Origin of the sequence: Bradyrhizobium sp. PRIMUS42, from assembly GCF_023006515.1 — a bacterium.
Classification (GTDB): Bacteria; Pseudomonadota; Alphaproteobacteria; order Rhizobiales; family Xanthobacteraceae; genus Bradyrhizobium.
The window spans coordinates 1-19,239 of sequence record NZ_JALBGZ010000015.1 but is presented as its reverse complement, the minus strand read 5'-3'; the positions used below and the strand labels follow the sequence as shown (position 1 = coordinate 19,239).

Annotated in this window: 20 protein-coding genes; 8 read left to right on the top strand and 12 right to left on the bottom strand. The window is 63.2% G+C overall.

What is annotated here, in order from left to right:
• Nucleotides 1-176: 176 nt before the first annotated feature.
• From MOV75_RS03440 to MOV75_RS03420, 5 genes are read left to right on the top strand one after another with little or no spacing between them, the layout of a single operon-like run.
• Nucleotides 177-974: an alpha/beta fold hydrolase gene (locus MOV75_RS03440; RefSeq protein WP_246919091.1), complete on the top strand. Its 798-nt coding sequence runs from the start codon at nt 177-179 to the stop codon at nt 972-974.
• 12 nt (nt 975-986) lie between these two features.
• The gene (locus MOV75_RS03435; protein ID WP_246919093.1) at nt 987-2,276 is read left to right on the top strand and encodes an acyl-CoA dehydrogenase family protein; all 1,290 of its coding nucleotides are present in this window, start codon (nt 987-989) and stop codon (nt 2,274-2,276) included.
• Nucleotides 2,277-2,278: 2 nt separating this feature from the next.
• Complete coding sequence (locus tag MOV75_RS03430; protein WP_246919095.1) at nt 2,279-3,814, top strand: class I adenylate-forming enzyme family protein; 1,536 nt, start codon at nt 2,279-2,281, stop codon at nt 3,812-3,814.
• Nucleotides 3,811-4,899, top strand: a complete 1,089-nt coding sequence (locus MOV75_RS03425) for an NAD/NADP-dependent octopine/nopaline dehydrogenase family protein (protein ID WP_246919097.1) — start codon at nt 3,811-3,813, stop codon at nt 4,897-4,899. The genes MOV75_RS03430 and MOV75_RS03425 overlap by 4 nt, the downstream gene beginning before the upstream one ends.
• A 3-nt stretch (nt 4,900-4,902) precedes the next feature.
• Nucleotides 4,903-5,895 carry a 3-hydroxybutyryl-CoA dehydrogenase gene (locus tag MOV75_RS03420; protein ID WP_246919099.1) on the top strand — a complete coding sequence of 331 codons (993 nt, stop codon included), beginning with the start codon at nt 4,903-4,905 and terminating at the stop codon, nt 5,893-5,895.
• Here MOV75_RS03420 and MOV75_RS03415 read toward each other — a convergent pair.
• The 6 genes from MOV75_RS03415 to MOV75_RS03390 all read right to left on the bottom strand — a co-directional run bounded on the left by MOV75_RS03415 (nt 5,892) and on the right by MOV75_RS03390 (nt 12,208).
• Nucleotides 5,892-6,938, bottom strand: a complete 1,047-nt coding sequence (locus tag MOV75_RS03415; protein WP_246919102.1) for a peptidase M29 — start codon at nt 6,936-6,938, stop codon at nt 5,892-5,894. The two genes, MOV75_RS03420 and MOV75_RS03415, sit on opposite strands and share 4 nt — an antisense overlap.
• Before the next feature lie 39 nt (nt 6,939-6,977).
• Complete coding sequence (locus MOV75_RS03410; protein ID WP_246919104.1) at nt 6,978-7,742, bottom strand: ABC transporter permease; 765 nt, start codon at nt 7,740-7,742, stop codon at nt 6,978-6,980.
• Nucleotides 7,742-8,527 carry an ABC transporter permease gene (locus MOV75_RS03405; RefSeq protein ID WP_247004862.1) on the bottom strand — a complete coding sequence of 262 codons (786 nt, stop codon included), beginning with the start codon at nt 8,525-8,527 and terminating at the stop codon, nt 7,742-7,744. The genes MOV75_RS03410 and MOV75_RS03405 overlap by 1 nt, the downstream gene beginning before the upstream one ends.
• Complete coding sequence (locus tag MOV75_RS03400; RefSeq protein ID WP_246919106.1) at nt 8,524-9,369, bottom strand: ABC transporter ATP-binding protein; 846 nt, start codon at nt 9,367-9,369, stop codon at nt 8,524-8,526. The genes MOV75_RS03405 and MOV75_RS03400 overlap by 4 nt, the downstream gene beginning before the upstream one ends.
• 82 nt (nt 9,370-9,451) lie before the next feature.
• Nucleotides 9,452-11,146 (bottom strand): dihydroxy-acid dehydratase, encoded by a 1,695-nt coding sequence (gene ilvD, locus MOV75_RS03395; RefSeq protein WP_246919108.1) that lies wholly within the window; start codon nt 11,144-11,146, stop codon nt 9,452-9,454.
• A 78-nt stretch (nt 11,147-11,224) separates the two neighbouring features.
• Nucleotides 11,225-12,208: an ABC transporter substrate-binding protein gene (locus MOV75_RS03390; RefSeq protein WP_246919110.1), complete on the bottom strand. Its 984-nt coding sequence runs from the start codon at nt 12,206-12,208 to the stop codon at nt 11,225-11,227.
• Between the two features lie 166 nt (nt 12,209-12,374).
• Here MOV75_RS03390 and MOV75_RS03385 point away from each other — a divergent pair, with 166 nt between their 5' ends.
• On the top strand, nt 12,375-13,283 hold the full coding sequence (locus MOV75_RS03385; protein ID WP_246919112.1) for an NAD(P)-dependent oxidoreductase: 909 nt from the start codon (nt 12,375-12,377) through the stop codon (nt 13,281-13,283).
• A 24-nt stretch (nt 13,284-13,307) separates the two neighbouring features.
• Here the strand turns inward: MOV75_RS03385 and MOV75_RS03380 are convergent, their stop codons facing one another.
• The 6 genes from MOV75_RS03380 to MOV75_RS03355 all read right to left on the bottom strand — a co-directional run bounded on the left by MOV75_RS03380 (nt 13,308) and on the right by MOV75_RS03355 (nt 17,694).
• Nucleotides 13,308-13,871 (bottom strand): flavin reductase family protein, encoded by a 564-nt coding sequence (locus MOV75_RS03380; RefSeq protein WP_246919114.1) that lies wholly within the window; start codon nt 13,869-13,871, stop codon nt 13,308-13,310.
• A 9-nt stretch (nt 13,872-13,880) separates the two neighbouring features.
• Entirely contained in the window at nt 13,881-15,086 is a 1,206-nt protein-coding gene (locus MOV75_RS03375; protein WP_246919116.1) for an acyl-CoA dehydrogenase family protein, read from the bottom strand.
• 143 nt (nt 15,087-15,229) lie between these two features.
• A complete protein-coding gene (locus MOV75_RS03370; RefSeq protein ID WP_246919118.1) occupies nt 15,230-16,498 on the bottom strand; it encodes a CaiB/BaiF CoA-transferase family protein in 1,269 nt (422 codons plus the stop codon).
• Nucleotides 16,499-16,743: 245 nt separating this feature from the next.
• Nucleotides 16,744-17,172 carry a GNAT family N-acetyltransferase gene (locus MOV75_RS03365; protein ID WP_246919120.1) on the bottom strand — a complete coding sequence of 143 codons (429 nt, stop codon included), beginning with the start codon at nt 17,170-17,172 and terminating at the stop codon, nt 16,744-16,746.
• Between the two features lie 52 nt (nt 17,173-17,224).
• Nucleotides 17,225-17,524, bottom strand: a complete 300-nt coding sequence (locus MOV75_RS03360; RefSeq protein WP_246919123.1) for a hypothetical protein — start codon at nt 17,522-17,524, stop codon at nt 17,225-17,227.
• The gene (locus MOV75_RS03355) at nt 17,521-17,694 is read right to left on the bottom strand and encodes a hypothetical protein (protein WP_309486783.1); all 174 of its coding nucleotides are present in this window, start codon (nt 17,692-17,694) and stop codon (nt 17,521-17,523) included. The genes MOV75_RS03360 and MOV75_RS03355 overlap by 4 nt, the downstream gene beginning before the upstream one ends.
• A gap of 591 nt (nt 17,695-18,285) precedes the next feature.
• On the opposite strand from MOV75_RS03355, the gene MOV75_RS03350 reads away from it, so the two are divergent.
• The gene (locus tag MOV75_RS03350; protein WP_246919125.1) at nt 18,286-18,486 is read left to right on the top strand and encodes a hypothetical protein; all 201 of its coding nucleotides are present in this window, start codon (nt 18,286-18,288) and stop codon (nt 18,484-18,486) included.
• Between the two features lie 63 nt (nt 18,487-18,549).
• Complete coding sequence (locus MOV75_RS03345; protein WP_246919127.1) at nt 18,550-18,894, top strand: response regulator; 345 nt, start codon at nt 18,550-18,552, stop codon at nt 18,892-18,894.
• Nucleotides 18,895-19,239 lie beyond the last annotated feature (345 nt).

Here is a 19,239-nt window from a genome sequence, read left to right as displayed (position 1 = left end):
CTATATTTTAACCTTCAAATTTTTGCAACGAAAGCGGCCGTCGCCGCCCCGACATCACGGCACGAGAGGCGGCCCGAAAATTGCTTTAAGTATAAAATTATTGCTTCCCATCCCCCACAGGCCTGTTAGCATCACAGCGCCGAGCAAAAGGATGTCGCGTGTCGCAGCCTGCGCCAATGATAACAAAGGACGGACGCTTCGCCTATGAAGCCGCGGGCGATCCGAACGCGACACCTCTGATCTTCCTGCATGGCATCGGCGGCGCTGCGCGAGCCTGGCGGCGCCAGCTTGCCACATTCGGGAGCCGCTTCCGTGCCATCGCGTGGGATATGCCGGGCTATGGCGGATCGGCGCCGCTTGCCAGCGTCAGCATCGCTGCCCTGGCGCAGGCGCTCCAGCAATTCATCGAGCAACTCGGGGCAACCAGCCCCATTCTCGTCGGCCACTCGATCGGCGGCATGATCGTCCAGAAATGGCTGGTACAGTCCCCGAAACTGGCTCGCGCGGTCGTGCTGGCGCAGACCAGCCCCGCCTTCGGCAAGGCCGACGGAGACTGGCAGAAATCATTCCTCGCGGCGCGGCTCGGGCCGCTCGATCGCGGGGAGACGATGAAGTCGCTGGCACCTTCTCTGGTGAAGGAGCTGGTCGGCGACGATCCCGATCCGGACGGGATGGACGTCGCACGCGAGTGCATGGCAAGCGTGCCCGAGGCAAGCTATCGCGCCATGATGCTGGCTCTCATCGGCTTCGATCAGCGCAGCACACTCAAGGATATTTCCGTCCCGACGCTGCTGCTGTCCGGGTCCAAGGACAACAACGCGCCGGCGCCGATGATGGCGAAAACGGCGAGCTACATCCCCTCCGCCGAATATGTCGAACTGCCCGGCGTCGGCCATCTCGCCAACCTCGAGCGTCCCGATGCCTTCGACGAAGCGCTTGGCCGCTTCCTGAATTCCGTTACGACCAAAGCGTAAGGTGACTACGCGATGACCATGCAAGTCAGCAAGACCATCGGCGCGAGTAACAAGGTCGCGCTGGATGCGCCGATCTTCGATCCCGTCGCATTCCGCCTGAACGACGAGCAGGCCGGCATCATCGCACGCGCCCGCGAGATCGGCCAGAGCGTGTTCGCCGCTCGCGCCGCCACTTACGATCGCGAGGCGATCTTTCCGGTTGAGAACTACCGCGACCTTCACCGCGTCGGCCTGCTTGGCATCGCCGTTCCCAAGAAACACGGCGGGCTCGGCGCGAACTACCAGACATACGCCTTGGCGGCGGCCGAAATCGGCCGCTATTGCGGTGCGACCGCGCTGACCTGGAACATGCATGTCTGCTCGACCCTGTGGTCAGGCCCGCTCGCCGACGATCTCGACATGGACGCCGAAACCCGGGCGGAGCACGAGCGGCGTCGTGCGGTCCATTACAAGCGCATCGTCGATGACGGCGCGATCTATTCGCAGCCTTTCTCGGAGGGTGGTGCGGCCGCCGCTGGCGGCGTCGCGTTCGGCACGGAAGCAAAACCCGTGGAAGGCGGCTGGATCGTCAACGGCAAGAAGATCTTTGCATCGCTCTCCGGCCATGCCGACTATTACGGCGTGCTCTGCACCGAGATCGAGGAAGGCGAGAAGGCGTCGCGCCGCAACACGCTCTATCTCGCCATCTCCGCCCAATCGGACGGCGTCTCGGTCGTCGGCGACTGGGATCCGCTCGGCATGCGCGGTACGGTTTCGCGGACGCTTCTGTTCAAGGACGTGTTCGTGCCGGCTGATTCTGCGCTGATGCCGCGCGGCGTCTATTTCCAGGCTGCAATGCGCTGGCCGCACATGTTCCTGACGTTGTCGCCGACCTATATGGGCCTGGCGCAAGCCGCCTATGATTTCACCGTGCGATACTTGCGCGGCGAAGTGCCGGGCATGCCGCCGGTCAAGCGGCGGATGTACCCGACCAAGCAGATCGCGGTCGCGCAGATGCAGATCAAGCTCGAACAGATCAAGGCGATCTGGTTCCAAGCCGTCACCGAGGCCTGCGCCAATCCGAGCAAGGAGCAGGTGCTACGGGCCTATGCCGCGCAATATTCGGTGATGGAGGGTGCCAACGAACTCGCCGCGCTCGCGATCCGCACCTGCGGCGGTCAGGCCATGCTTCGCTCGCTGCCGCTGGAGCGGATCTATCGCGACAGCCGCTGCGGCTCGCTGATGCTGCCCTGGACCGCCGAATTGTGCCTCGACCGGATCGGACGCGAGGCGCTGTACGAGGCCGGCGAGACGGACGACTGATTGTGGACCTTTGCAGTCTGATCGATCGCAACGCGGCGTTCGCGCCAGACAAGACGGCCATTGCCTTCGAAAGGGAACGGCTGAGCTATGCGGCGTTCGCCGCGCGCATCGAGCGGACCGCGACGGCGTTGAAGCAAGAGCTCGGCGTCGGCCGCGGCGACCGCGTCGCCATCCTCAGTCTGAACCGGCCGGACTATCTGGTTCTGCTTTATGCCTGCGCGCGGCTTGGCGCGATGCTGGTGCCGATGAACTGGCGCCTCGCCGTCGCCGAACAACTCTTCATTCTCAATGATGCGGGCGCCAAGGTGCTGGTGCTCGAGCAGGCCTTTGAGGGCGTTATTTCCGAGCTTGGGCGGACCGCGCCGGGGACGGCGATCGTCGGCCTCGACTTTGCGCCGCCTCGCGGCACGACATTAGAAAGCCTGCTGACGCGCAGCGACGGCACCAGCCGCAACCCGCACACCGATCTCTCCTGCCCGCTGCTCATCGTCTACACATCAGGGACAACCGGGCGGCCGAAAGGCGCGGTGCTGCGCCAGGAGGCGCTGTTCTGGAACGGCGTCATGAGCCAGCACATGCACAACATGACGGCCGATGACCACGTGCTGACCGTGCTGCCATTCTTCCACGTCGGCGGCCTCAATATCCAGACGACACCGGCGCTGCAGCTTGGCGCGACCGTCACGGTCCACGCGCGTTTTGCGCCGGAAACTGCCCTTGCGGCCATCGAACAGGAACGGCCGACGCTCACCGTGATGGTACCTGCGATCATCCAGGCGGTGAGCGAGCATCCCGCCTGGGCGACCGCGGATCTTTCGTCGCTCAAGGCCGTCGCCACCGGCTCGACCATCGTGCCTCCGCACCTGATCGAGCGTTTCCTCGCCCGCGACGTCCCGGTGCTTCAGGTCTACGGTTCGACGGAAACCTGCCCCATCGCGGTCTATACGCGGCTCGGCGGCGATCTTTCGCGCGCGGGATCGACCGGCCTCGCCGGCCTGTGCTGCGAAGCGAAGGTGATCGATCACGCAGGCAGCGAGGTGCCGCCGGGCACGCCGGGCGAGATCGCGGTGCGCGGGGCCAACGTGTTCTTCGAATATTGGGGTAACGATGCCGCCACGCGCGACGCATTGCACGACGGCTGGTATCGCACCGGCGATATCGGCTTGTGCGACGCCGACGGCTATTTCTGGGTGCGCGACCGCAAGAAGAACATGATCATTTCGGGGGGCGAGAACGTTTACCCGGCGGAGGTCGAGCGCGTCCTGCTCGAGCACCCCGATGTCAGCGAATGCGCCGTGATCGGTCGGCCGGACCCGCGCTGGGACGAGGTGCCGATCGCCTATGTCATCCCCCGATCCGGCTGCCGGCTCGAAGCGAACGAACTGACAGCCCATCTCCAGGCGCAACTCGCCCGCTACAAGGTGCCGCGCGACATCGTCTTCGTTACCGACCTGCCGCGCACGGCGCTGGGCAAGGTCCAGCATTTCCTGCTGAAGCAACTTGATGCGCAGTCCGGCGCGCAAGGAGAAGCATCTTGAAGATTGCGGTTCTCGGTGGGGGAAACGGCTCTTTCGCGGCTGCAGGCGATTTTGCGCTGTCGGGGCATGAGGTCCGGCTGTGGCGCCGCGATGCCGATCAGGTCGCCGCGCATCGCGCCGCGGGCTCGCGCATCCTGGTGAGGGATCACAACGGCCGCCACGACGTGACGCTCGCGCTGGTCACGACCGATATCGCCGAGGCCGTCGATGGCACGGAGCTGATCCTGTGCCCCGCTCCTGCCTTCGCGCAAGCAGATATCGCTCGCCTGCTCGCGCCGCATTTGCGGGACGGCCAGGTCGTATTCTTGCCGCCGGCGACATTCGGCTCAATGATCTTCGCGCAGGCTGCGCGGGATGCCGGGAACCAGGCCAAGGCGAGCTTTGCCGAAACCGGCACACTGCCATGGCTCACCCGCAAGCACGGACCATTCGAGGTCGCGATCACCATTCGCGCCAAGCGGCTTCCGGTCGGTGTGTTCCCGCTCGATCAGGTGCCCCATGCACTTGAAGTCATCGGACGCGCTTTCCCGGACGTAATCGAACCGTGTGGAGACGCGCTGTCCGGAGCGCTGATGAATGCAGGACCCATCATCCACCCGCCGTTGATTGTGATGAACGCCGGTCCAATCGAGCATTTCGAGCGCTGGGACATTCACAAGGAAGGTACGCAGGGCGCGATCCGCCGGGTCACGGATGCACTCGACGCCGAAAGGATCGCCGTGCGCGAGGCGCTCGGGTATGGCGCGCCGCATTTCCCGCTCGCTCATCACTACGCCAGGGAAGGCGAGATCTGGATGTATGGCCGCGGGTCACACGACCGGCTGACCGAATCCGGCGACTGGCGTGAACGAATCGTGCTGACCGAGCACCGCTACATGCGTGAGGATTTGCGGCTTGGGTTGTCTCTGCTGGTGTCCGTCGCCGGCCTGGCTGGCGTGCCCACACCCCTGGCCAAAGCGTTCCTGTCGATCGGCGGCGCGGTCTGCGGCGAGGATTTTGCGCGAGGTGGCCGAACGCTGAAGACGCTGGGGCTCGACAATCTCAGCAAGGCTGAATTGCAGACGCTGCTTCGCAATGGATTCTGATCGATGACCAATCGCGTCAATATCGCCTGTCTGGGGGCCGGCCGCATGGGGCGCGGCATCGCCGTCGCGTTCGCTTATGCGGGACACAGGGTCACGATGATCGACGTCAAGCTACGTTCCGCGGAGGAGTTCGCCAAGCTGGAAGCGGACGCGCTGGGCGAAGTCGGCAAGACCTTTGCCAGCCTGTCGAAGCTGGGACTGCTGACCGAAGCGGATGTCGATCCGCTGATCGCGCGGGTCTCGGTGGTGTCGGCCGGCGAAAGCGGTGAAGCGCTATCCGACGCCGGGATCGTCTTCGAGGGCGTCCCTGAAGTCGTCGAACTCAAGCGCGAGGTGCTGGGAGAAGCCTCAAGGCAGGTCCGCGCAGACACGATCATCGCCTCGACGACGTCGACCATTCTCGTCGACGATCTATCCGGCGCGATCGTGAATCCCCGCCGCTTCCTCAACGTGCACTGGCTCAACCCGGCCTATCTGATTCCGCTGGTCGAGGTTTCGCCCGGCAAAGCCACCGATCCCGCCATTATCGACGAAGTCAAAGCTCTGCTCGAAGGCATCGGCAAGATGCCGGTCGTCTGCGCGGCAACGCCCGGCTTCATCGTTCCGCGCATCCAGGCGCTCGCGATGAACGAGGCCGCGCGCATGGTCGAGGAAGGCGTCGCCAGCGCCGAGGAAATCGACAAGGCGATCCGCTACGGCTTCGGCTTCCGCTACGCCGTACTCGGACTGCTCGAATTCATCGACTGGGGTGGCGGCGACATCCTGTACTACGCGAGCCGGTATCTCGAAGGCGCGCTCGGCAGCGAGCGCTATCGAGCGCCGGACGTCATTTCCCGCAATATGCACGAAGGCCGGATCGGCCTGCGCACGGGCGCAGGCTTTCTCGACTATTCCGGCATGGACGTCGACGCCTATCGCGCGAAGCGGCTGCAGGCGATGGTCGATCTGCTTCGTCACTTCGGACTGGCGCGCCCCCCGGTGCTCGACAGCAACTAGCCAAAGACGTCCTGGAGCACGCCCTCCCGGACCACGGCAACGCCGTCGAGCTCGATCGTCGTCCCCATCATCGGCAGGTCGAAATGCCCGGCCGTGTAGCGGCCGGCGAATTCGTTCGCGCCGGTCGAGAACAGGAAATTGCCGGAGACGGCGCGAATCTCGGTACCGTTGGTGTCGCGCTGGTCATACATCGACAGCGCTTCATAGCGCGCACCGGGGTTCATGCCAAAGCCGACATGCGAGACGGCGTAGGCCTCACGATCGCCCCAGGCGGCAAGATAGGCGCGCATCATCGCGGCATCCGTGCCCTCGCCTTCCAGCTCGACGACATAGTCGTCCTTCAAGGTCATCTTCACGGGCGACGTCAGGTAGCGCTTGAAGGTGAGATTGATGTCCCCGGGCGCCATCACCAGCGTGCCATTGATCGTTCCGCTCTTGGGAAAGCTGACGACGATGCCACCCGGCCAATGCGCCAGCGTGCCGGGCTTGTCGGTCCAGCCCCACACGCCGACAGTGGACGCGCCGACCATATCGACATCGAGCGCCGTGCCCGCCTTCGACGTCACCCGCATCCGCTTGGTCCCGCGCAACATCTTGGCCGCTGCACGAACACGCTTCTCAAGCGCGGAATCCGGCACCATCCTCTCCAGCGCTTCGGGATGCTCGTTGGAGATCACCAGGATCCGCGCGCCGGCCTTCAATATCTCGGGCGTCTCCACCGCGTGCATCAGGCCCTCAAGGGTGCAATCCACCACAAAGCCGGCCTGCTGCAGCGCGGTGATGACCGGGCCAAGGCGCTGGATCGCCTCGCTCGCGCCCGTCGAGCGCACCGGCACGATATTGCGGTTGCGCGGTGTCGGCATCACCACATGAAACGGCCGCGCGCCCATCCGCAGCAGCGCGAGTTCAGCCAGATGCACGTTCAGCGCACGCGATTGGGTTTCCGAGAGGATCGCCGCGGTATCGCCGGCCTTGACGGCGCAGCGTTCAAAGATCTCGCAAAATGCGTCGATCCATTTTGCCTCGATGCGATCAGCCAGCATGGTGTTCACTCCCGGTCGTCTGGTTTCTTCTTGGTCAGTTCACGCTTCGGGAAAGCCCCGTAGCAGATACGTGCGCAGCGCCCCGAGCAGGCCGTTCAGGATCAACCCCAGCAGCGAGATCGTGATCAGCGGCACGAACATGTCGACGGCCTGGAAGGTTCGCGCCGCGGTCACGAGCGCGTGCCCCAACCCGTCTGTCGACGTGATCATCTCGGCCAGAAACACCACGATGCAGGAAATGACAAGCCCGATCCGGCATCCAGTCAGGATCGACGGCATCGCCGCCGGCAGCACCACCTTGAAGAGGATTTCGGTGCGTGGCGTTCCCGCCGCCATCGCCGACCAGATCAGCTTCTGTTCGACGGTCGACGCGCCGTAGTAGGTGGACAATAGAATAGGGAAAAGTGCATCGGCAGCCACCAATGTGATCTTCGACCCGTGGCCGAAGCCGAGCAAAAGCAGGAGTGCCGGATAGAGCGCAACCTTGGGCAGTGGCGCCAATACGCGAACGATCGGCCGAACCACGGCGTTGATGGCGGGACTGGCGGCGGCGGCAATGCCGATACTGACACCCAGCACGACCGCAATCGCGAACCCTGCAAACAGCCGGATCAGTGTTGCCGCGATCTCCTGCTGAAACGTCCACGTCACGAGTTGCTGGAGCAGCCGGCTGAAGACGAAGCCCGGCGGCGGCAGCAGGACCGCGGGCGCGAAGCCGAACGACACCAGGCCTTGCCACAACGCGACGATCAGCACGATCGGGGCAATCCCAAGAAGGACGTTTGCGGAGAGAAAGCGCGACATCACGAGAAGCTCAGCGGCATGTCGAACTGAGGCTCGGACCAGCGCACCAGTCTGGCACGAACCCTTTCGAAAATCGCGTCGATGCAGATTCCCATCGCACCCACGATGATGATCATCGCAAAGACGGTATCATACTGGCCCATGTCGAGCGCATTGAACAGGATGTTGCCGGCGCCCGACTGACGGGCGATCATCTCGCTGGTGATCATCGTGATCAGCGCCAGCACCAATCCAGTGCGGCATCCAGTCAGGATTTCCGGCAGCGCCGCGGGTAACACGATGCGCACCAGGCGTTGTGCGGGTGAAAGCCCCATCGCGGCTCCCGACCACAGCATCTTCTCTTCGACCGCCTTTGCGCCTTCAAAGCTGTGATAAATCACGGGGAGGCTGACGCCCAGGAAGATCACCAATGTCTTGGTGACGTCGCCGACGCCCAGCCAAAGCATGATGATCGGCATCAAGGCGGCCTTCGGCACCGGATAAATCACCATCAAGAGTGGATTGAAAAAAGCAGCAACGCCCCGGCTGCGCCCCATCAGCAGGCCCAGCGGAATCGAAACCAGCACCGCCACACCGAGCCCGATCGCCATGCGGCGAAGCGAGGCCAGGATGTTGATCAGCGATTCTTTATCGCCGAGGATATCGGGAATTGCCCGGATTGCCTCGATGGCCGTCGGGAAGCTGTCGTTCTTCAGCGCAAGCGAGGCGACCTGCCACACCGCCAGCAATCCGATGCAGGCCAGCACCGGAGCGCCCCGTCTGATCAAGGCGGCCGGCGACATCATGAGATAGGACCGCCTTCGTCGTCTTCATCGAACATTCGCTCGATGTCGACGACGTACTTCTGATAACCCGGGTCGAGCAACAGCTCGTTGCGGCGGCGCGGACGCGGCAGATCGATGTCGATCACTTGCCGGATGCGGCCGGGCGATTTCGACATCATCACGACCTTGTCGGAGAGAAAGACGGCCTCGTCGACCGAATGGGTGACAAACAACACCGTTTTGCGGTCACGCTCCCAGATGTTGAGAAGATCGTTCTGCAGGCGCGTCCTCGTGTGCGCGTCGAGCGCACCGAACGGTTCGTCCATCAGCAGGACCTCAGGATGGTAGGCGAGCGTCCGCGCCAGCGCGACGCGCTGCTTCATGCCGCCCGACAATTCCTTGGGGTAGAAATTCTCAAAGCCCTTGAGGCCGACCATCTCGATCAAGGTCCGGCTCTGCGCTTCCGCCTCGGCGGCGCGTACACCTTGCTGCCGCGGGCCGTACATCACATTGCCCAGCACGGTCTTCCAGGGGAACAGGGCAAACTCCTGGAACACCGGTCCGCGATCCGGACCAGGCCCCGTGATCGCATGGCCCTTGATCTTCGCCGTGCCGTTGGTCGGGCTGACAAAACCGCCGACGATATAAAGCAGTGTCGACTTGCCGCAACCGGACGGACCAAGGATGGAGACGAAGGCTCCCTCCTCGATCGTCAGCGAGATGTCCGAAAGCGCCACATGATCCTTGCGCGCCGATGTCTGAAAGACCTGCGAGACGCGGTCGATCTCGATGATCGCAGAAGCCGGCTCTCGTGATGTCACCGGTCTCACCCATTCGCTCGATCTCGCAGGCACTACCGTCATCCCGTCGCTCGCCTCACCGTGAGGCACGGGCTTAGCAAGAAGCCTGCCAGACAGGCGATCGTTTTCGCACCTGTGCGATGCGTCATTCGAACCACGGCCATTCTGCCGGGCCTTGATGCGTAACAGCTCCGCCGGGCGCCTGCCCAACCAGTCGCGCATATTTAGCAAGCGCACCTGCACGATGACGCGGCGGACGCTGCTTCCAATCCCGACGCCGCGCGCTGAGTTCCTGCTCATCGAGCAGCAGATCCATCCGCCGGTTTGGCGCATCAATCCGGATCCTGTCACCGTCGCGGACGAGCGCCAGCGGACCGCCGACAAATGCTTCGGGAGCCACGTAGCCGATGCACATGCCGCGGGTCGCGCCGGAGAACCGTCCATCGGTGATCAGCGCCACCTTTTCGCCCATGCCCTGCCCGTAGATCAGCGCAGTGACGCCGAGCATCTCACGCATGCCGGGGCCGCCGACCGGCCCCTCATTGCGGATCACGAGAACCTCGCCTGCCTTGTAGCTGCGATCACGAACAGCTTTGACGCAAGCTTCCTCATCTTCGAACACGCGCGCGACGCCTTCGAAGAACTGGCTCTTCAGACCAGCGACCTTGATCACCGCGCCATCGGGGCAGAGATTTCCCTTCAGAACCGCGACGCCTCCGTCAGGCATGATCGGCGCGCTAGACGCGTAAACCACCTCCCCGTCCGGCGCGTTCGCCGCGCCGTATTCTTCAGCAAGCGTGCGGCCCGTAATGGTGATGCAGCTACCATCAATACGACCGCTCGCGATCAGCTCTCGAATGACCACAGCGGCGCCGCCGATGTCGTAGACGTCCTTTGCCGTGTATTTGCCACCGGGCCGCAGATTTCCGATCAGCGGCGTCCGGGCAAAGACCTCGCCCACATCGTCGATCCCGAATGCAATGCCGGCTTCGTTCGCGATTGCCGGCAGATGCAGCGCGGCGTTGGTCGAGCCGCCCGTCGCCGCAACGATCGCCGCGCCGTTCTCGAGGGATTTCCGCGTCACGATGTCGCGAGGCAACGGCCCGCCGCGTTCCAGCATCCCCATGATCAAGCGTCCAGCGCGCCGCGAGATCTGCGCGCGCTCGGCATAGACTCCGGGCACCATCGAGACGTTGGGGATGGTCAGTCCCATCGCCTCCGAGACCATTCCCATGGTATTCGCGGTGAACTGACCGGCGCACGCGCCGATCGTCGGCAGGCAGGCGCGCTCGATCCGCTCGAGCGTGGCGCCGTCGATCTCTCCGGTCATGAAGCTGCCGACGGCCTCATAGGAGTCGAGCACCGTCAGCGTACGCCCATCAACGCGGCCCGGCAGCGAGCTGCCGCCATAGATGAAGATAGACGGCACGTTGCAACGAACCATGCCCATCATCACGCCGGGAAGTGTCTTGTCGCATCCGCCGTATCCGATCAGCGCGTCATAAGCCAGACCATGAACGACGGCCTCGATCGAGTCGGCGATCAGTTCACGCGAAAACAGCGAGAACTTCATTCCCTCGTGGTTCATGCTGATGCCGTCGGAAACCGACACGGTCGAGAATTCGCGGGGTGTGCCGCCGGCCTCCTCGATGCCGGTCTTGGCAGCGGCCACCTGGAAGTCGTGGGTCATATTGCAGGGCGTCTGCTCGCCCTTCATGCTGACGACGCCCACCATCGGCTTCGCAATCGCAGCGTCGTCGAGCCCCATTGCACGCATGAAGGCCCGGTGCGGGGCCCGGTCGAGGCCGTCTGTCGTGACTCGCGATCGCAACTTCTTCATACGTGCATCTTTTCGTGCCTCATCCCGGAGGATCCGGGACGCCGCGATAATCCTCGGCCGGATCGCCCGCTCGGTCGTCTATTCAAGCGGAGCGACGATCGTCGGATGCTTGAACTGCGCGACGTCCAGTTTCGGCAGCATTCCGGTCTCCGCGTAGATGTCCAGCATCTTCTGGATCGCGGGGAAGTTCGGCGCTGCGCCTGGATCACGGCCGAAATCGTTGTCCTTGAGCAGGTAGGTCTCGAGCACCGGAATAGGCGCCTTCAGCACTTCATTGACGACCTTCAGCGTCTCCTCGCGGTTCGCCAGCGCCTTCTTCATGCCCGAGGTGATATCGCGGACATAGGCCTTGACCAGCTCCGGGTTCTTGTCGACGAAATCGGCGCGGCAGGCTTCCAGGATGTGCACGATGTTCGGCATGGCCTCCGACAGGGAGAACAGCTTCCTGGTGCCGCCCTTCGCTTCCGCGCGCGCAGCAAACGGCTGATTCATGTTGACCGCATCGACGCGGCCCTGCCGCAGCGCGTCCTCGGAGACTGCAAAGCCGACCTCGACCAGCTTGATATCCTTGGTCGGATCGACACCATTCTGCTTCAGGAGCAGATTAAACGGCCCTTGCGTGCCGCCACCGATCACGGAAATGCCGACCGTCTTGCCCTTGAGATCGGCGATCGTCTTGATGGGCGAGTCATCCTTGACGGCCCAATAGACCGAGAAACCGCCAGGCTTCTCGAACACGTGCTGCGCAACGATGTAGGCTTTGAGATTGCCGCCGACCACGCCATTGGAGAGCGACAAGGGCGCCTGCGTCGCGCAGTCCAGCGCGCCGGCTGCCAAGGCCTGCGTCATCGGCGCGGTGCCTTGAAACTGGGTCCATTCGATATTGTAGGTCTTGCCGAGATTGGGAAACTCAGCCGGACGGCGCATCATCCAGTATTTGGATTCCTCGGCTGGAATCGTCCAGCCGACCCGGATCGTCTGCTGCGCCCGCGATGGGCTCGCCGCCGCGCTCACCGCGGCCGCCGTCCCCAAAGCCAGGATCCACTTCGAAACGGTTCGCATCGTGCCCACTCCGCTGCTCCGGCGCCGACCGGCGCCACCCAACCCGACCGCCTCAAATGTTTCATGGTTCAAACAATCAGGCAAGCCATGCGAGCCGGGCGGTTTCGCCGTTAGGCGCGCAATGTATGGTAAAGCGACGTTGCGCTGCGACAGAAGGAGGCAACCTATGGCTGATGCGAGCAAGGCGAACCCGCAAGGCGTCGAGAGGCTTGGTTATCTCGGCCTGGGGCTGATGGGAACGCCGATGACCCGGCGCCTGCTCAAGGCCGGCTATCAGGTCACTGTTTGGAACCGTTCGGAGGGCAAGGTGGCTCCGCTCATCGAAGCCGGTGCCAAGCGCGCAGTCACGCCGCGCGATCTCCTGGTGAACTCAGATATCTCCTTCATGTGCGTGACCGATGCGGCGGCGGTCGAAGAGGTGATCTTCGGTCCCGAGGGGCTGGCAGCGGCGCCCGGCGCAGGCAAGCTTGTCGTCGACTTCTCGTCGATACATCCCGACGCCGCACGCGACCTCGCAAAGCGACTGAAAGACGCCAATGGCGCTGGCTGGATCGATGCACCGGTTTCCGGCGGGACGAAGGGCGCCGAGGAAGGCACACTCGCCATCATGGCGGGTGGAGAAGCGGCCGACATCGAGAGGGTGCGGCCCTACGTTCTGGCCATGGCGCGCAGATTCACCCACATGGGTCCCATCGGGGCCGGTCAGACCACAAAACTCTGCAATCAGGTCATCGTCGGCTGCGCGATGGCCGTCCTCGCGGAGGCCACGCGCCTGGCTGTCAACGCCGGAATTGACGCCAACCGAATACCTGAAGCGCTCGCCGGCGGCTTTGCGGATTCCATCCCGCTTCAGCTGTTCGTGCCGCGAATGGTCCAGGGCATTCACTCCCCGCCGCTCGGCCACATTGCCACGATGCTCAAGGATCTCGATACGGTTGCCGACGTCGCACGGGCGACGTCGACGCCAGTGCCGATGGCCTCGCTTGCGGGGCAACTTTTCAGGTTGGCCAAGGCCACGCGCGGCGCGGAAGCGGACGCGCTGGAGCTTTACAAGCTTTCAGCGGCAGAGCGCTAAGCCATCGAGCGCGACCTGAGCACGCTAAGGCGTCTTCTTGCGCTCGTCGTCCGCGAGAAATCGGCCGAACGCCCCTTGCGCGAAAAGCAGCGGCTCCTGCGTATTGTAGGTATAGGCCTCGACAGCGCCGAGAAAAATCACGTGGTCACCGCCATAATAGCGATTCACGGAGCGGCATTGAAAGTTGGCGACGCTCTCCGCAAGCACCGGCGCCCCGCCGAGGCCCGGCGTCCAGTCCACATCGGTGAACTTGTCGTCCGACGACTTGGCGAATTTGCTCGCAAGCGCCTGCTGCGAAGCGCCAAGCACGTTGACCGTGAAATGACTGGCGTTCTGGAAGATGGTCAGACTCGAGGAATAGACGACCAGGCTCCACAGGACCAGCGGAGGATTCAGCGAAACCGAGGCAAACGAATTGCATGTCAGCCCGTAGGGCTTGCCGTCAGGCGCTGCGGCCGTGATGATCGTCACGCCCGTTGCATAGGTTCCGAGGGCGTTGCGAAAGTCGCGGGGATCGATCTGCGAGCTATCGCTCGCGAACTCGTTGGCGGGATCAGGAACGCGCGGCTGCTTCGGCAGATCATTCATCAGCCGGCCTCACAACGTGAGATTCTCGGACGGCAGACCCAGCGCCACGCGTCCATAGTTGGTCCCGGCCGCATCGAAGTTGAATGCGAGATGCGAATTGATCGCGTGAGCATCGCGGAACTGCCGCTGCAACACACCGGTCGTGAACAGGCCGCGCGCGCCGCTCGCGGCAAACAGCATCGACACCGCGTCCGTACACAGGTTCACCGAAAAAGATCCGTCGCGACGATATCGGGTCTTGGTCGCCATGTCGGGGATGTGACCGCGCCGCGCGTCCTCCATGGCATCGAGGCACGCCGACCGCATGATCAGGCGTGCGGCGTCGATCTTCGCCGCGGCTTCCGCGATCTTGATCTGAGTGCTTTGAAAATCGCTCAGCTTGGCGCGGTTATAAGTCGAAATCCGGTGACGAGCGACCTCGATGTAATCGTCGAGGCAGGCCTGCGCATTTCCCAGGGCGACGCCGGAGAGGACGTATGGAAACAACGAAAACACGGGCAGCGCATACAGTGGATTTGGATTGACCTTGCTTCCCGGCGTCGGACCGCCTGAGAGCTCACCGACGGCGACGGTCATATGGTCGGCCACGAAGGCATCCCTGACCTCCACGTCGCAAGACCCCGTCCCACGCAGTCCCGCGACATTCCAGGTATCCAACACCTTGTAGTCGCCCTTCGGCAGCAGAAAGATCCGATACTCGATGCCGTCCGCCTCGTCTTCGGAGTAGACAACGCTTGCCAGCATATTCCATTCGCAGGAGGCAACGCCCGAGGAGAACGGCCAGCTGCCGTGCAGCCGGTATCCGCCCTCGACTTTCGTTGCGCGTCCGGCGGGAAAGATGAACGAGGACGCGATCAGCGCGTCTGGATCGCGGCCCCAGACCAGATCCTGTGCCTTCTGCTCGAACATGCCGAGCATCCAGTGATGGCTCGCCAGATTGGCGAGATTCCAGGCAACCGACGCATCGGCTTGTCCAAGCAGCTCTGCGCAGTCGACGAGAGCGACGTAGTCGAGCTCGGCGCCGCCAACCCGCGCCGGTTGGAGCATCCGGAACAGACCAGCGTCGTGGAGATCCCTCTCGGTTTCTAACGGCAGATGCCGCAGCTCCTCGGTTCGCGCCGCCCGCTCTCGTAGTTGCGGCACTAGGGCCCGAGCCTTCGCGATCATCGCCTCATGAGCGTGCTCGCCGGCGTCCGCCCCGGTGGGCTGACCCATGCTCGGCTTTCGACCAGGCGCCATTCGTGTCCCTCGCTTTCACGCATTTATGCGGCCGCGCCATCGTCAAATCAAGCCAATGCAATTGGCATCGCGACGCATCAATTCGCATGCCGGGCGCCATGAGGACTGACCGCGGAGGTTCAACCGGGCGCAGGGGGTTTACCCGAGCCAAAGACACCCTTCCGGGCAAACTCCGTGATCCGACGCTCGTCATGGCCGAGCATATCACGCAGGACATCCTCGGTATGCTCACCTAACAGGGGGGCTGCAACGGGATCGACCGCACCGGTGAGGCTCATGGTGATCGGCGGCTCGATGTTGGGCACCCACTCCGCTTTACGGTGCGGAATCCGGTTCAAGCGATGGCGCTCGCGAGCTTCGGGTGCGTTGAACCCCTCCTCCACCGTCCGGAGATAGCCGACCGGAATATTGGCCTGTTTCATCTTCGCCATCCAGTTCTCGAGCGTATCGCTGGCAAAGACCTCCGCGATGGCCGCACGCAGGAGCTCCTTGTTCTCGGAGCGGGCCTTGCGCGTGGCGAACTGCGGATCGGTGATGAGATCTGGCCGGTTCAGCACCTCGACCACGAGCCGGCGATAGAGCCGATCGTTGGCGCAAGCCATATAGAGCGGCCCATCGGAGGCCTCATAGACGCCGACGGTGGGAGACCCGCTGGGCGAATTGCCGAACCGGCCGGGATTTTCGCCGTTGATGAGATAGGCCATGCCGTAGAAGCCGGTCATCCCCATCGCAATATCGAACAAGGCGACTTCGACGTGTTGCCCGCGGCCGAGCCGGTCCCGCGCCAGCAGCGCCATCAGGATGGCGTTACAGGCAGACATCCCCGTGGCCATGTCCACGATCGGCGGCCCGGTACGAACCGCCGGGCCATCGGCAAATCCGTTGAGCGACATGAAGCCGCTCTCGGCCTGCGTGATGGGATCGAAGCCGGGACGCGAGGCGAACGGTCCGGAGCGCCCATAGGCGGAGATCGAGCAATAGACCAGCCGCGGATTGAGCGGCGCGACCGATTCATAATCGAGCCCGAACTTCTTCATGACCCCGCTGGAAAAGTTCTCGACGACCACATCCGCCTTGCGGATCAGATCCAGCGCGATCTCGCGGGCCTCCGGCACCGAAAGATCGAGCGCAATGCCGCGCTTGTTGCGGTTCAGGCTGAGATACGCCGCGCTTTCGCCGCCAATTTCGGCGTGCTCATAGGCGCGCGTGTCGTCGCCGCCGTCGGGGTTCTCGATCTTGATGACGTGCGCGCCGAAATCGGCGAGTGTCTGCGTGCAGGCCGGGCCGGCGACGACACGCGTGAAATCGACGACCAGCAGACCATCGAGCGCAGTCAGCCCTCCCGTCGCCCGCGGCGAACGTTCCGGCAATTGAGGCTTGTTGGGCATTGATGGTGCTCCCTCACATCGGCTTATGGCCGCCGAATTTTCTGCAAGAGCAAACTTAAAGCCCGGCGCCGCCAACTTCGCAAGTGCCGCGCTCGCATCGGCCCGAAATGCAGAAACGGCCCGGCAGCCGTCAAGCTGCCGGGCCGTTAGAGATTTTCCGAGCGTCGGAAGCACGCGCGCCTCGTGCAGCCATTCTAGCTTGCGAAAGTCACGTTCCGCATGACGGGAAAACCCGATGCAATTGTTCAGCGCAGCCACTTTCGCCAATAAAGGGTATGCGACCAGGCCCAGGGCGATTCGGGCTCGTGAAGCCGATAACCCGCACGGATGAAATTATTGGCAGATACCGGATTGTCCGTCGTATCGGAGACGATGCTGTCCCATCCGAGGCGTCGCGCTCGCACTTCGACCGCTCGCATCAGCCTGAGTTGAAGTCCCCCTCCCCAGTGCCGCTGCAAGACCCCGACCCGGCAGAAATATCCGCTGTTCCGCGCATGCGTCGACGGCACGACGCCGGCGAAGGCGACCGCGTCATCACCGCGGTAGGCGATCCACCACGCCCCCAAATCGAATTGCGGCATGGCGGCCCCATCGAAGAATGTCAGCCGATGCAGATCACCGAGAATCTCGGCGGTCTCGTCATCGTCCGCGTCGACGATCCGAATTCTGTACATGGGATAGCCTATTGGCGGGGGTAATCCACTGCGACTCAGAGGTGGTGGAGGCTCACTTGCCCAGCACGACTTTGACACCGAGCCAGACCGCCCCCATCAGGCCAGTCGCGAGCACCGTGATCACCGCCTTGAAGGTGTAGCTCTGCGCCTGTTCCACGCTCTTTCGCCAGCGCCGCAGGTGCTGGAAGTCAGCTCTGAGCTCTTTGCGGTCATCGTCCTCGATCCCGAACGAGGCCAGGACTGATGCCACCGCTTTCAAGACGATCGCGTCGACGCTCTCCTGCTGAACTCTTTGCTGCTCGGCCAGTGTCTGTGCGACAATGGCTCGAATCTCTTCGTCTTGAATTTTCACCGCTTGATGATCCTCGCAATGTTCTCGAATCCGCGCTTGGCGAAGTAGAATGAGACGACCAGGTTGGCGGTGATCGCCGCAAATCCCGCCAGAGCGTCCGTCGAGCCAAATCCAAGGACCTTGTCCCAGACCAGGAGCTTTGCGAAGTAGAGCGCCACGCAATAGCCCATCAGCTTGTCTGGCTCGTAAGCGCGAGCGATATCAGATAGGCGGTCATCGTCTCTCCCCGAAAAAGAAATGCGCGGCAGATCGCGTGACGAAGCGCGATCGTTTCGGGCGCGAACCCTATCTCCGTGTCTCCGGAGACCGCAGCGGCGCGAGCAACAGGCCCAGCGCCGCGGGCCGGCACGTTCGCGCGTGCACGGCCAGCAATGGTTCGGACGGCGGCGCGCCGATCGGCGCTCCAAGTTTGACGAGTGCGTGGCCGCAATGCGCCGCCGCCGTCCGATTCAGAAATCGAAACGAAAAAACCCGCGGCGGATGTTGTCCGCGCGGGTGAACCAAACTCGTCTCGATGTTGTCATCATGCCGGTGTGTTGCCCGACGTGTCAAAGCCAAATTGAACGAGCCTGTGTTGAACAAGCCTCTGTTGAAAAAGCCTGTGTCAAACAAGCTGTGTTGAACGAAAAAGCCCGCTGCAGACTTCTCCGCGCGGGCTGAACCAAACGTCTTTCGATGATGCAATTCTGCCAGTGTTTTGCCCGACGTGTCAAACGAACTTGCAGGCGCGTCGAAAGTTAGCCGATCGGGAGGATCGGTCCATGACACCCAAGAGGACGTTACAGCAGACATCGCGTAGGCAGTCCGGAGACGAGCCGCGCCGCGACAAAAAGCGCGACACGCAGGACCCGATCATCGAAGATTCCGGCGAGACGCGGGACAGTGGTCGCGATCTCGGGCACGGCGAAGGCGGCACAATCAACCTTCCCGAAAAGCCTGGCGATTTGTCGAAGGACGATTAGGCGCGCCGGAACCTACCCGCCAGGCGGCGCGTTGATTCCTTCGTTGGAAGGAACGTACGCGCGATGAGCCACACTGTTCTGGTCGTTGATGACGATCCTGCCGTCCTCGATGTGATCATCGGTATGCTGGAAGATCTCGGCTGCGAGGTGGTCAGCGCCCAAAGCGGACCGGACGCACTCGACCGGCTCGAGCAGTACAAGGAGATCTCCATCCTCATCACCGATATCAACATGCCCGGCATGGATGGCCATGAACTGGCGGAGCTGGCAAAGCGAGTCCGTCCGGAGCTGAAGGTGCTGCAACTGTCGGGTCGCGAGCCCCGGCGCGGCGGCCTGCCGATGATCCGGAAGCCGTTCTCGTTCGAGGAACTCGCCGACGTCATGCAGCGAACCGCCGGCATTCGCTGAATCTGCAAAACAAAACCCGCAGCGGGCATCTCCCGCGCGGGGCGAACCAAACCCATTTCGATGATGCCATTATGCCGGTGTGTTGCCCGACGTGTCAACGCGGCGAACGCGGAAGAGCAAGCCCCTCCTCCCAGCTCAATATGTGGTGCGCAACGGGCTTGCTTCAAGTCCCCGCCTCTGCCGTAGAACCCCCGACCCAACAACAAGCCGAGGGGTCACGACATGCCTGTACTGCTTCCCACTTCCCGTTCGCGCGGCCGCACGGAGCGAACCCGCGCGGGGAACCCGGTGCTGAGCGAGCACGCCGTCGTGATTGCCGGCGGCGGCCCGACCGGGCTGATGCTG